Here is a 13,013-nt window from a genome sequence, read left to right as displayed (position 1 = left end):
GCAGTATCTACTGGTGTCTTGAACGCGAAGGTTGTTCCACTTGGAAGATCTGAAACATTACCAATTGAGTTCTTAGCCTCTGGTGTTGAACCTGGAGCAACTGTTTGAGCCTTAGCTGCTGGTGTGTACTTATCTGCATCCGTGCGTGGGTCTTTTACAGTAACCTTAACTGGAACTTCATAAGTTAACGTATCTGGGTAAGTAACTACTACTATCGCGTCTTTTTTACCTGGTGTTGTTGTATCTACTGGTTTCTTGAACTTTACTGTTGTTCCCTTAGGAAGTTTGTTAAAGTTTCCGATTGAAGCTTCTGCTTTTGGTTTCTCACCAACTTTAACAGTTTGATCTTTAGCTGTTGGAGTGTTCTTTTCTGCATCAGATATCTTATCTGGATCTTCTACAGTCACCTTAACTGGAACTTCATCTTTAGATCCGTCTGGGTATGTTACAACTACTGTCGCGTCTTTTTTACCTGGTGTTGTTGTATCTACTGGTGTCTTATAAGCAAAGCTAGTACCATATGGAAGCTCATCAGCATTGTCGATTGAGCCTTTAGCGTCTGGTGTTGAACCCTTGTAAATGTCTTGAGCTTTAGCTTTTGGATCGTTCTTATCTGCATCGCTACGTGGATCTTTTACAGTTACTTTAACTGGAACTTCATCAGTTGACTTATCGGGATAAGTAACTACTACTATCGCGTCTTTTTCACCTTTGGTTGCTGTATCTACTGGTGTCTTATAAGCAAAGGTAGTACCACTTGGAAGATCTGAAACATTACCAATTGAGTTCTTAGCCTCTGGTGTTGAACCTGGAGCAACTGTTTGTGCCTTAGCAGTTGGTGTGTATTTGTCTGCTTCCTTAGGCGCTGGTGTAACTAAGTATGCAGCTGCAATCTTATCTGTTGATCCATCAGGATATGTAATGACAAGATTTCCTTTTTCGTCGACACTATATGTAGTACCTGGAGGGAAACTTGCATTTGCTTTTTTGGTTGCTTCGATAATTTTATTTTTCTCGTCTTCACTAACATTGTTAGGATCAGCAACTTCTACTTTTTCACCTGCAACAGCATCAAGTTTCTTAGTAAGTTCCAAAACGGTAACTCTAAGATCTCTTCTTACAATTACTTTATTCTGCTTACTTTGAACTTCAAAGGTCACAACAGTATCACCTGCTGGTTGGTCCCAAGCAACAGTACCTCCGTACCCGTTATCACGTCTTTTAATGGTATCTGTCCCAGATGTCGTCAAAAAAGTACCTGTAGGTTTTAATCCCTTGACACTAACTGCATTACCAGGAACCCAAAACTTTTCAATCGCATTGGATGCTGCTGTAACACCAATATTAACAGTTTCACCTGGATAAACAGTGATATGTGATTTGGTAACGAGAAGTTGAGTATTATCTCCTCCTCTTGAAACACCTCCGCCCACTTCAGGTTTTTCTGCACGAGTCGCTGTAATAGGAGTGCTCTTAGGAGATTCACTTCCACCTGCTGGTGTAGCTGTCGCTGTAATTTGTCCTTCTGGAAGACTATTTATTGGAGAGATAGTAGCAATACCTTGATCGTTTGCTACGGCTTCACCGATCACAACGCCATCATTATTATAAAGTTTTACAGTTGAACCTGCTGTTGCTTTTACAGTCACATCAGCTGGCGTACTTGCTTTCCCATCAAGGTTTGAAGTGATCTCTGGTGCTTGGCCTGCTGGCTTATTAGGAGCAGCAGGTTTATTTGACGGAGTAACTAGGTATGAAGCGTCAATCTTATCTGTTGATTTATCAGGATAAGTAATTACAAGATTTCCTCTTTGATCAACATTATACAAAGTACCTGGAGGGAAACTTGCATTTGCTTTTTTAGTTGCTGCGATAATTTTATTTTTCTCATCTTCAGAAACGTTGTTAAGATCAGCAACTTCTACTTTTTCACCTGGAACAGCATCAAGCTTCTTAGTAAGTTCCAAAACGGTAACTCTAAGGTCTCTCGTTACACTTACATTATTCTGACTTGTAGCTGAGAAGGTCACAACAGTATCACCTGCTGGTTGGTCCCAAGCAACAGTACCTCCGTACCCGTTATCACGTCTTGTAACGGTTTCACTACCTGTCCCACCTGACTTCAAGAAAGTACCTCTAGGAAGCAAGCCCTTGACACCTGCTGGATTATTAGGAACCGAAAAGTTTTCAAGCCCTTTAGATACTGCTGTAACACCAACCTTAACAGATTCACCTGGATAAACAGTGATGTGTGATTTGGTAACGAGTAGTTGGGTATTATAACTATCGTTTCCTTTTGAAACACCACCTTCTACAGTTGTCAATGTTGGTCGTGTCGCTGTTACAGGTGCACTCTTAGGTGACTCACTTTCGCCTGCTGGTGTAGCTGTAGCTGTGATTTCGCCTACAGGAAGGCTGTTTGTTGGCGTAACTGTAGCTACACCTTGAGCATTTGCTACTGCTTGACCGATAACAACACCATCAGTATTGTAGAGTTTAACAGTTGAACCTGCTGGTGCTTGGACAGTTACATCCGTTGCAGAACTTCCTTTTCCATCAAGGTTTGAAGTGATGACTGGAGCCGCTACTGTCGCACGTGCTCTACGTCGTTTAGCTACTTGAGAACCATCTTTAATAGTTTGAGCTGCTGTCAAGTTTGCTCTTGAACCATCTGCAAAAGTCACAACTGCTGATCCGTCTGCTTGGACTTGAACATCAGTTGCTGTAGGGTTTGCTGCCCTAACAGCTGCTACAACTTTTGCTTTTTCTTCATCAGTAAGTGCTGCTGGATTGTAAACCACAGTCACTTCTGGAGCTTGGATGCTGTCTGCTTCCTTAGCTTTTTCAGTCGCCTCCACTGCTTCCTTAGCTTTTTCAGTCGCCTCCACTGCTTCTTCTTTAGAATTTTGAGTAGTTTCAACTGTTTTTTCAACTTTTTCTTCAGCCACTGCTGCTGGTGCTACTTCTACAGCTGGTGCTGCATAAGTTACATTCTCCTTGGCTGCAACTGGCTTAGCTCCTACTGTATCTGCTTTGACTGATGGAGCCACCAAAGCTGCCCCAACCGCAAAAACAAGCGAACATCCAAAAAGGAAATGTTTTCCTTTTTTGATCATTCTCCAGTTCTTTTGCTCTGCATTTTTACGATTAAAATACATCACATTTTCTCCTTTTGATTTAAAATTAGCATGCAGTACACATACACTTAGATTATAATGCGCATTAGCAGATTTGTCAATTATATTGTTATTATTTATGATTTTACATTATTTTCAGATAATTTCAGGAGTTTAACCATTTATTATATTATAATATTGTAATAAAAAACAATTGAGTATTAATTTTCATTGAGTATAAACTATGGTCAAGAAGAAATCATCCTCTCTGACCATCTCTTTGAAGCCTTACAAGCCGTCTAGGGGCCTGCATTTTTACCTATTCAAAAAAAGCCCCATACTATCTAGTATTCAGGAATTCCTGCTACAGATAGTATGGAGCTCAAACAGCAGTTACACAACTGCAACTGCTTTTCTATTCTTGCATGGTGTAACCAACACCACGCACGGTTTTAATGTAGCTTTTTTGACCTTTTACATCAAGCTTGCTACGTAGATAACGGATATAAACATCCACGATATTGGTTTCTGTCGCACTTTCGTACTTCCAAACACTTTCCAACAACTGCTCACGAGTCAAGACCTTCTTGCTTCCCATGAGAGTGGCCAAAAGGTCATACTCACGGCGCGTCAGAGCAATCATCTCCTCGCCACGATAAACGGTATGATGTTCTACATCCATACGTAGGTTGCGGTAAGACGTTGGGACCTTCATCTGACTACAGTGTTGGTCGATAAAGTCCCGACCTCGGAAAATCGCTGAAATACGAGCTACTAGATTATCAATAATCACTGGCTTATAGATGTAAGAAACGGCGAAGCGCTGGATTGTCTCAATCTGGTCTTGCAATTCTTCGCGATGGTCCAAGACCATGATCACTGAGGCTGGTTTTGTCCGACTCAGCTTGTCTGCAAAATCCTGGGCCGTCATATCCCCCAGACGAGCATTCAGTAAAATCAAGTCATAATCTGTCTGGAGAGCCATGGAGAGGGCTTTTTGCCCCTCCTCGACCAGATCAACACGGTATTGCTCTTTTTGGAGCTCCAGACTGAGAAAATGAGCTAGATTTCGTTCTTTCTCAAGTAATAAAATCCGTTTCCCCATGGCAGACCTACTTATTTTTCGTCATACCAAGAGTAGTGGAATGTTCCTTCTTTGTCTTTACGTTGGTAAGTGTGAGCACCGAAGTAGTCACGTTGTGCTTGGATCAAGTTAGCTGGAAGGTCAGCTGAACGATAGCTATCAAAGTAAGTAATGGCTGCTGAGAAGGTTGGTACTGGTACACCAGCTTGAACCGCAAGAGCTACGATATCACGCACTGCTTGTTGGTACTTAGCGGTTACATCCAAGAAGTATTCATCCAAGAGAAGGTTTGCAAGGTCTGCATCACGGTTGTAAGCATCTGTAATCTTTTGCAAGAAACGTGAACGGATGATACAGCCATCACGCCAGATAGATGCGATGTCCGCAAATGGCAAGTTCCAGTTGTTTTCTTTAGAAGCCACACGCAATTGGGCAAAACCTTGTGCGTATGAAATGATTTTTGAGAAGTAAAGGGCTTGACGGATTTTTTCAATCAACTCAGCCTTGTCACCTTCAAACTTGAAAGCAGCTGGTTTTGGAAGAACCTTGCTAGCATGCACACGCTCTTCTTTGTATGTAGAGATATAGCGAGCAAATACTGACTCAGTGATAAGTGACAATGGCACACCAAGGTCAAGTGCTGATTGACTCGTCCATTTACCAGTCCCCTTGTTACCTGCAGCATCAAGGATATAGTCAACGATTGGTCCATCCTGACCTTCATCGTCTTTACGGCTCAAGATATCAGCTGTGATTTCGATCAAATAGCTATCCAATTCACCCTTGTTCCACTCAGTAAAGATTTCAGCCATATCTTCTGCAGAAAGGCCGAGCAAGTGTTGCATGAGGTCGTAACTTTCTGCGATCAATTGCATGTCACCATACTCGATACCGTTGTGGACCATTTTCACATAGTGACCAGCTCCATCAGGACCGATGTAAGTCACACATGGTTTGCCATCTTCTGGTGCTTTAGCTGAGATTTCTTCAAGAACATCAGCAACCAATTCGTAGGCTTCTTTTTGTCCACCAGGCATGATAGAAGGACCTTCAAGGGCACCTTTTTCACCACCAGAAACCCCTGTACCGATAAAGTTGATACCAGAGTTTGCCAATTCTTCATTACGACGGATGGTATCTTTGTAGAAAGTGTTTCCTCCGTCAATCAAGATATCACCCTTGTCAAGGTGTGGAAGAAGGGCTTGGATAGTCGCGTCTGTACCAGGTCCAGCCTGAACCATCAGCATGATACGACGAGGTTTTTCGATAGATTGAACGAAAGACTCTACATCGTAGCTTGGAACAAATTTCTTTTCTGGATGGCAAGCAATGACATCTTCTGTTTTTTCTTTACTACGGTTGTAAATGGCAACTGTATAACCACGAGATTCAATATTTAGGGCAAGGTTACGACCCATTACGGCCATACCAACGACACCAAAGTTAGCTTTTGTCATGTGACACTCCTCTTGTTTAATATGTTTTATTTTATCATTTTTACCTATGAAAGGAAAGAATTTTGTAACACTTGGACTAGTAGTCCAAATCATCCGCGTGACCAGCTCCATTACCAACAAAGTATCCAGTCTTACAGTTGAGGGTGAAGAGATAGGTTCCATCTGGTTTGTAGAGGTTATAATAACCATTTCCGTTTACGATATTGACCCGTTCTAGGATATATTGATTGCCAGTGATATAGCCACGAGCACGTGATGTTGCTAGGATTTGTTCCAAAACACCATCAGCAAAATTCCAGGCAGGGTTGTTGCTATCCTCTACAGCTGATTGGTTGTAGGGTACACGACTAGCACTTCTTTGAAGATTGACACCATCACTAGACAAACCTCCACTTTCTGGTCTGCTGGCAGGTGCTGAACTTGATGAAGCAGACGAACTGCTCGTACTGCTATCAGTCGTTGTACTTGAACTTTCTTGGCTACTGCTACTTGAACTTGAACTAGAGGCGCTTGTTTGCTGGCTCTTACCAAGGCTAATGGCCTTATCTAACAGTTTATCTAGCTCTGTATTCCCTGTTTTAATTTCTGTAAATTTAGCATCTGCCTTGACCTTTGCATTGGTATCCAAGACACCATCAGTAATTGCTGGAGTTTCAAACTGATTATTCACTTCTTGCACAGCCTTGATTTGAGTTTCTAAACTATCATACTTAGACTTGGCAAGGGTATACTCTCGACTTCCTTCGAGTTTATCTAGTTGAGCCTTGAGTTGCTTCAACTTGTCAAACTGACTATTTTTCAAGGCTGTTTTATTAGCATCCGTATAAAAAGCATCGTAGAGAGTATTAAACTCTTGTAGAGTCGCTTGTGTTTCCTGATTACTAGAAGATGATTGAGAAGACTGGATAGCTTGGCTAGAGCGATTTACTTGGCGATAGATATAGTAACTACCTGCCAAGATAAGGGCTGCAGCCAAGGCTGAACCGATAACAAACACGCGCTTCTTTTTAGAATTAGAAGTTGTTTCTGATTCTGCCTGAGCTGATCGTGAAAGTAGAGCTGTCTCTTCCTCTTCTTTCTCATCAGCAATCTCTGCCGGCTCTTGCTTTTCCAACACAAGCGGTTCCAAGTCTTGATTTTCCTCTCCCAAAGGAGGCAAAATCACATCCGAGCTTGTAGTTTCAGCTGAGTCTTCAGTGATTTCTGAGACTTCCTGTGTCAATTCTTCTTGAGCCTGAGCTTCCTGCAGTTCTTCTTTTTTAAATTGACGTGTTTCAAACTTGTCGGCTTCGATTTCCTCGCGGTGCTGTTTGATGTATTTATCCAAGATATTGTCCTCAGGCAATACTCCAGCTTCAACTTCTTCATTTTTACGGATGACTTGACCAACTGTCAAATCTTTCGCCTCGTCAAAATCAAATTTGGATTCTTGATGCTCTTTTTTATGACGATTGTGTCTTTTTTTACTCATCTGTCTTCCTTTCTACTTTACCTCTTGGCGCTTCACACGCTGACCAAAGTATTGATATAAATCCACTTTTAAGGTTCCGTTATACAGTTTGCGTTTTTTATCAGCTGGACTTCCGTACTTGCTTTCAAAAGCTTCGTCACTCGTCAGGATAAACTTACTCCAGGTTTTCAGTGGTGCAAAGACTTGTCCCATCTCAGCATAGAGCTTGGTAACTCCTGCATCATCCGACAAACGTTCACCATATGGCGGATTGGAAATGATAACACCATTTATTTTGTCTGTGCGCAAGTCTTGTACCCGCATTTGCTTAAAAGTGATGTCTCCAGCTACACCAGCTGCTTGAGCATTGGCCTTGGCAATTTCTACCATACGAGCGTCTATATCACAGCCCATGATATCCAGTTCAAGTTCACGGTCAATTTTCTTAGCCGCCTCTGTGCGAACTTCTTGGATTAACCGATCGCTGACCCAGTTCCATTCCTCAAAAGCAAAGGAACGGCGAAGTCCTGGCGCCATCTTTTTAGCTATCATAGCCGCCTCGATACAGAAAGTTCCTGAACCACAGGTCGGATCAATCAAAGGCTTGTCTGGATACCAGTTAGAGAGTTGTAAAATGGCCGCTGCCATATTTTCCTTGATAGGCGCTCCACCCTTTTCCGTACGATAACCACGTTTAAAGAGGCTAGAACCTGTCGTGTCAATCATGACAGTTGCCACATCTTTGAGAATAGATACCTCAATCTTAAACTCGGGACCAGTTTCCATCAAGGGAATCCCTTCTGGACGGGCATAGTGCTTTTGCAGTTTCTTCACAACCGCCTTCTTGGAAATAGCCTGAACACTAGGCTCATTGTGCAGTTTAGACTTGACACATTTGGCCTTTGAAATAGGGAAACGTGCCCCGAGCGGGAGATAGTTTTCCCAATCTAGAGCAAAAACTCCTTGGAAAAGCTCTTCAAAAGTCTTTGCAGGAAAGCTTCCAACTACAATCTTGATGCGATCCGCTGCTCGAAGCCAAAGATTGGTCTCAATAATTGCCTTCACATCTCCTTGAAAACGGACACGGCCGTTTTCAACCTGACAATCATAGCCTAACTCTCGCACCTCACGTCCAACGACAGCCTCGAGCCCCGCTGCAGCAGTTGCGATTAAATTAAATTCTTTTTTCATTTTACAGTCTTGTAAGACCTTTCTCTTGTTCACTTTAAAAAATGAGGTTGAGAAAGATTCTCAGCCCCAACCTATATGCAATTTTCTATAAGCCATGTTTTGTTCCAGAAGTGACTAGGACCACTTCCTTCGATAATCATCTGTCTACCGCTAACAACATAAATCTGCTAGCGGTCAGAGTACTACGTTCGTTTCCGTGCACTCCATGCCCCGACCAAAATTTGGGTTGCTAGCTTGAGGGGTTTACCGCGTTCCACTCTCTCTGTTTCCAGAAAGACTCCGTCACTGTGGCACTTTCAAGCCTATTCTGACCTATCCGAAGACTTAGCCATTTCGACTGCCGTAACGATCACTCGTCCCTAGGCTTATGGATTCGCCTAGCACAAACACTACAGGCATCACAGCCTGTGCTAGCATGGACTTTCCTCATGAAAAGGGATTCTCTTCACGCGATTATCCAAAAATTGCATCTAATAGACACCTGATTATAACTCAGAATTGTCTACAATTTGCTTACCGAATACTTCTTTTTCAAGTCGATTCAATCGTTTCAAAATATCAAAATTTGTCATTGGAGTAGAACTTGTTACTTCGATAGAACTTTGTTGAGTAGAACTTGCCTGTGGCTTGTTAGACAATTCCTCCTTCAAATCAGCAATCTCCTGACGAAGAGATTTGACCAAAGCTGCGTAAGTCTCATAATCCTTGATCACATCATCTAGGAACTCGTCTACCTCTGCCTTACTATATCCGCGAACTTCACGTCCAAACTCTTGTTCAAAAATATCTTTTGCTGAAAAAATAATACTTGCCATTTCTCTCTCCATTCTTGATTGCTATTCTTATTATATAAAAAAAGACAAACAAAAATCAAGGTCAAAGCCTCATTTTTCGGAAAATTTTTCCACTATTTCGTTCAGATCCTCAAATGTTAATCTTTTTGTAACATAGCCTTCTTGATTTTTCATCATCTGGTAAAAATACTGTAACTTAGTTTCATTTTCTTCGTCATAAAAGAGATAGCACCCTTCCGTATTTTCCAGCAGAAATTTCTGATAATCGCGTAATTGTCCCTTGTGCTCATATTGTGGATAGGCATATTTGACAAAATCAACCTGCTTGAACTCACTGAGTTTGATTTGATTGGCCTCATTCCAGTTACTACCATGGGTTTCAAAATCAAAAATGGTCGCCAATTGAAATCCATAGTCTTCTTTCATTTCTTTAGCTACTTGAAGCACCCAGTACTCAAAGCCCAGAGTCCCTGTAAAAACAAGCCAGGTCACCCCTTCTTCTGCTAGACGTTCTAGGTCTCTCCGAATGGCTGTTTTGATAATATCAACGCGAATATCCTTGTCATTAAAGAGACCAAGGTCGAAGGCTGAATAGCCTAAAATCAAGGCTGTTGTCATTTTTAACCCTTTCTTTGTAAATTTATGATATAATAAAGTGATGTTATTGTACCAATAAGGAGAATTATGGTCAACTATCCACATAAACTTTCATCACAGAAGAGACAAGCAGCCCCGTCACAAACTAAAAATTTCGCAAATCGGGGAATGTCTTTTGAAAAGATGATCAACGCTACGAACGACTACTATTTGTCACATGGGTTAGCAGTGATTCACAAGAAACCGACTCCCATCCAAATCGTACGTGTCGACTATCCCCAAAGAAGTCGAGCTAAGATCGTTGAAGCCTACTTTAGACAAGCCTCAACTACTGACTATTCAGGGGTTTATGATGGATACTACATCGACTTTGAAGCAAAGGAAACCAGGCAAAAACATGCGATTCCGATGAAGAATTTCCATCTTCACCAGATCCAGCATATGGAACAAGTTCTTGCCCAGCAAGGAATCTGCTTTGTCCTCCTTCACTTTTCTTCTCAGCAAGAAACCTACTTATTGCCGGCCATTGATTTGATTCGTTTCTATCATCAAGATATGGGACAAAAGTCAATGCCACTTGGATATATTCGAGAAAATGGATATAGGATTGAGCCTGGCGCCTTTCCACAGATTCCCTATCTCGAAGTTATCAAAGAACATTTACTAGGTGGTAAAATAAGATGAACAAACAAACTTTCCTGCGAATAGTTAAGTATGTCAGTATCTGCCTCTTGACTGTATTTATCGCAGCTATTATGCTAGGTGGAGGCCTCTTTCTCTACTATGTAAGCAAGGCTCCAGCCCTGTCCGAAAGTAAGCTAGTCGCTACAACGTCTAGTAAGATCTATGACAGCAAAAATGAACTGATCGCTGATCTGGGTTCTGAGCGCCGTGTCAATGCACAGGCTAATGAAATCCCTACGGAGCTAGTCAATGCAATTGTCTCTATTGAAGATCATCGTTTCTTTAGTCACCGAGGAGTAGACACGATTCGTATCCTAGGCGCTTCCTTACGAAACCTTCGTGGTGGGGGCGGTCTTCAAGGTGGTTCTACCTTGACACAGCAGTTGATTAAATTAACCTACTTCTCAACGTCAACATCTGACCAGACACTTTCACGTAAGGCTCAGGAAGCTTGGCTAGCCGTTCAGCTAGAACAAAAGGCGACCAAACAAGAAATCCTAACTTACTACATCAACAAGGTCTATATGTCCAACGGAAATTACGGGATGCAAACGGCAGCCCAAAACTATTATGGTAAAGACCTCAAAGATTTAAGTCTACCTCAATTGGCTCTCCTAGCTGGAATGCCCCAGGCTCCAAATCAATATGACCCCTATTCTCATCCAGAAGCGGCACAAGAACGCCGAGATCTGGTTCTCTCCGAGATGAAGGGACAAGGTTACATTACAGCCGAACAATACGAAAAAGCCATTAACACTCCTATTACAGACGGACTTCAAAGTCTAAAATCTGCTAATAGCTATCCTCCGTATATGGACAATTATCTCAAAGAGGTAATCGACCAAGTCGAACAGGAAACTGGTTACAACCTTTTGACAACAGGGATGGAAGTTTATACCAATGTTGATCCAGCCGTTCAACAACGTCTCTGGGATATCTACAATACCGACGAATACGTTAATTATCCAGATGATGAGTTGCAAGTAGCTTCTACCATCGTTGATGTCACAAATGGAAAGGTGATTGCCCAGTTAGGCGCACGCCATCAATCTAGCAATGTTTCCTTCGGTATGAACCAAGCTGTCGAAACCAACCGTGACTGGGGTTCAACCATGAAACCAATCACAGATTACGCGCCAGCCTTGGAGTATGACATCTACGACTCAACTGCTTCTATTGTTCACGACGTACCATATAACTATCCTGGCACCAACACACCTGTCTACAACTGGGATAAGAGTTACTTTGGAAACATCACGTTGCAGTATGCTCTTCAACAATCACGGAACGTTACAGCTGTAGAAACCTTGAATAAAGTCGGTTTGGATAGAGCCAAGACCTTCCTAAATGGACTCGGTATTGACTACCCAGATATGCACTATGCCAACGCGATTTCAAGTAACACAACCGAATCTAACAAAAAGTATGGGGCAAGCAGTGAAAAAATGGCCGCAGCCTATGCTGCCTTTGCCAATGGCGGTATTTACCATAAGCCAATGTACATCAACAAAATCATCTTTAGTGATGGTAGTTCAAAAGAGTTTTCTGATTCAGGAACACGCGCTATGAAAGAAACAACTGCCTATATGATGACAGAGATGATGAAAACAGTTCTGACCTACGGGACAGGACGTGGAGCCTACCTTTCATGGCTACCACAAGCTGGTAAGACTGGTACATCAAACTATACAGATGATGAAATTGAGAAATACATCAAGAACTCTGGTTATGTAGCTCCAGACGAAATGTTTGTCGGCTATACTCGTAAATATTCAATGGCTGTCTGGACCGGTTACTCTAACCGACTTACTCCTATCGTTGGTGATGGCTTCTACGTTGCTGCTAAGGTCTACCGTTCGATGATGACCTACCTCTCAACAGATGACCATCCAGGGGATTGGACCATGCCTGAAGGCCTTTACAGAAACGGAGAATTTGTCTTTAAGAATGGAGCACGCAATACGTGGGTCCCTTCATCATCTACACAACAAAGTTCGACTTCTGAAAGTTCTAGCTCAACATCTGAGAGTTCGACTTCTCAGTCAAGTTCAACTACTCCAAACACAAGTCAAACGCAGACGATTCCTCAACAATCAGGAACTGCACCTGCTGAGCAAAACCAATCAAGTCAACCACAACAATAAGTAAAATCCTGAGAAGTAAAATTCTCAGGATTTTTATTCTTTACAGCACAATAGTTTGTCCCAACAGCACCATAACTCTTTTGATAGTTTCTCTAACTATTATAGAGGTTATGGAGCTGTCTTTTCACTTTCTCTTGATGCTAAAATTTGTCAAAAACAAAGGTAATCAGAAGCTATTCCTTTTTCCCTTTCGCGATAAAGAGAGCAGATAGGGCTAGACTTACGCCTGCTAGGAAGAGAGCTGTGTCAGATTTGCTTTCACCTGTTGCCGGAAGCTCCTTCTGATCATCATGTTTAACTTCTGGAGTCTTAGTATCAGCGAGTGGACTTAAGTTCAATTTGTACTCTGGTTTTTCAACTGTCGGTGCTGGTTGGTCTCCGGCTGTACCAAGTGGACCTGTGTACTCTGGTACTTCATGTACTGCTGCTTCTACCGCGTTCACACCACCTGTAAACTCTGGTTTCTCAACTATCGGTGCTGGCTGATCTCCTACTG

General features: G+C 42.2%; 10 protein-coding genes and 1 other RNA gene. 2 read left to right on the top strand and 9 right to left on the bottom strand.

The genetic code is table 11. From position 1 onward, the window contains the following. The 8 genes from HF881_RS10285 to HF881_RS10250 all read right to left on the bottom strand — a co-directional run. Window positions 1-3,158, bottom strand: a 3,158-nt coding sequence (locus HF881_RS10285) for a Rib/alpha-like domain-containing protein (RefSeq protein WP_277347583.1), incomplete at its 3' end; no start/stop codon positions are given. 373 nt (window positions 3,159-3,531) lie between these two features. Beyond that, window positions 3,532-4,221, bottom strand: coding sequence for a response regulator transcription factor (locus tag HF881_RS10280; RefSeq protein WP_084860271.1), 690 nt, complete (start codon window positions 4,219-4,221; stop codon window positions 3,532-3,534). An 11-nt stretch (window positions 4,222-4,232) separates the two neighbouring features. Continuing rightward, on the bottom strand, window positions 4,233-5,657 hold the full coding sequence (gene gndA, locus HF881_RS10275) for an NADP-dependent phosphogluconate dehydrogenase (protein WP_048766212.1): 1,425 nt from the start codon (window positions 5,655-5,657) through the stop codon (window positions 4,233-4,235). A 76-nt stretch (window positions 5,658-5,733) separates the two neighbouring features. Further along, a complete protein-coding gene (locus HF881_RS10270) occupies window positions 5,734-7,128 on the bottom strand; it encodes a cell division site-positioning protein MapZ family protein (protein WP_169447409.1) in 1,395 nt (464 codons plus the stop codon). Window positions 7,129-7,140: 12 nt separating this feature from the next. Beyond that, window positions 7,141-8,298 carry a class I SAM-dependent RNA methyltransferase gene (locus HF881_RS10265; protein ID WP_169447408.1) on the bottom strand — a complete coding sequence of 386 codons (1,158 nt, stop codon included), beginning with the start codon at window positions 8,296-8,298 and terminating at the stop codon, window positions 7,141-7,143. An 83-nt stretch (window positions 8,299-8,381) separates the two neighbouring features. Continuing rightward, an RNA gene (gene rnpB, locus HF881_RS10260) (RNase P RNA component class B) lies at window positions 8,382-8,763 on the bottom strand. 20 nt (window positions 8,764-8,783) lie between these two features. Continuing rightward, complete coding sequence (gene gpsB / locus HF881_RS10255) at window positions 8,784-9,113, bottom strand: cell division regulator GpsB (protein WP_000146526.1); 330 nt, start codon at window positions 9,111-9,113, stop codon at window positions 8,784-8,786. Between the two features lie 69 nt (window positions 9,114-9,182). After that, a complete protein-coding gene (locus tag HF881_RS10250; protein ID WP_169447407.1) occupies window positions 9,183-9,710 on the bottom strand; it encodes a DUF1273 domain-containing protein in 528 nt (175 codons plus the stop codon). A gap of 66 nt (window positions 9,711-9,776) precedes the next feature. Between HF881_RS10250 and recU the strand changes: the two genes are divergently transcribed. Beyond that, a complete protein-coding gene (recU, locus tag HF881_RS10245; protein ID WP_169447406.1) occupies window positions 9,777-10,373 on the top strand; it encodes a Holliday junction resolvase RecU in 597 nt (198 codons plus the stop codon). Then, window positions 10,370-12,517, top strand: a complete 2,148-nt coding sequence (gene pbp1a, locus HF881_RS10240) for a penicillin-binding protein PBP1A (RefSeq protein WP_169447405.1) — start codon at window positions 10,370-10,372, stop codon at window positions 12,515-12,517. Before recU ends, pbp1a begins: the two co-directional genes overlap by 4 nt. Window positions 12,518-12,690: 173 nt before the next feature. Here the strand turns inward: pbp1a and HF881_RS10625 are convergent. Then, window positions 12,691-13,013, bottom strand: a 323-nt coding sequence (locus HF881_RS10625) for an SIALI-17 repeat-containing surface protein (protein WP_169447404.1), incomplete at its 5' end; no start/stop codon positions are given.

The sequence above is a fragment of the Streptococcus sp. WB01_FAA12 genome, from assembly GCF_012843315.1.
Classification (GTDB): domain Bacteria; phylum Bacillota; class Bacilli; order Lactobacillales; family Streptococcaceae; genus Streptococcus.
This window is presented reverse-complemented; position numbering and strand designations above follow the sequence as displayed.

Coding starts and splice junctions, on each gene's coding strand:
- HF881_RS10280 (WP_084860271.1), bottom strand. CDS start 4,221: ATGGGGAAACGGATTTTATTACTTGAGAAAGAACGAAATCTAGCTCAT.
- gndA (WP_048766212.1), bottom strand. CDS start 5,657: ATGACAAAAGCTAACTTTGGTGTCGTTGGTATGGCCGTAATGGGTCGT.
- HF881_RS10270 (WP_169447409.1), bottom strand. CDS start 7,128: ATGAGTAAAAAAAGACACAATCGTCATAAAAAAGAGCATCAAGAATCC.
- HF881_RS10265 (WP_169447408.1), bottom strand. CDS start 8,298: ATGAAAAAAGAATTTAATTTAATCGCAACTGCTGCAGCGGGGCTCGAG.
- gpsB (WP_000146526.1), bottom strand. CDS start 9,113: ATGGCAAGTATTATTTTTTCAGCAAAAGATATTTTTGAACAAGAGTTT.
- HF881_RS10250 (WP_169447407.1), bottom strand. CDS start 9,710: ATGACAACAGCCTTGATTTTAGGCTATTCAGCCTTCGACCTTGGTCTC.
- recU (WP_169447406.1), top strand. CDS start 9,777: ATGGTCAACTATCCACATAAACTTTCATCACAGAAGAGACAAGCAGCC.
- pbp1a (WP_169447405.1), top strand. CDS start 10,370: ATGAACAAACAAACTTTCCTGCGAATAGTTAAGTATGTCAGTATCTGC.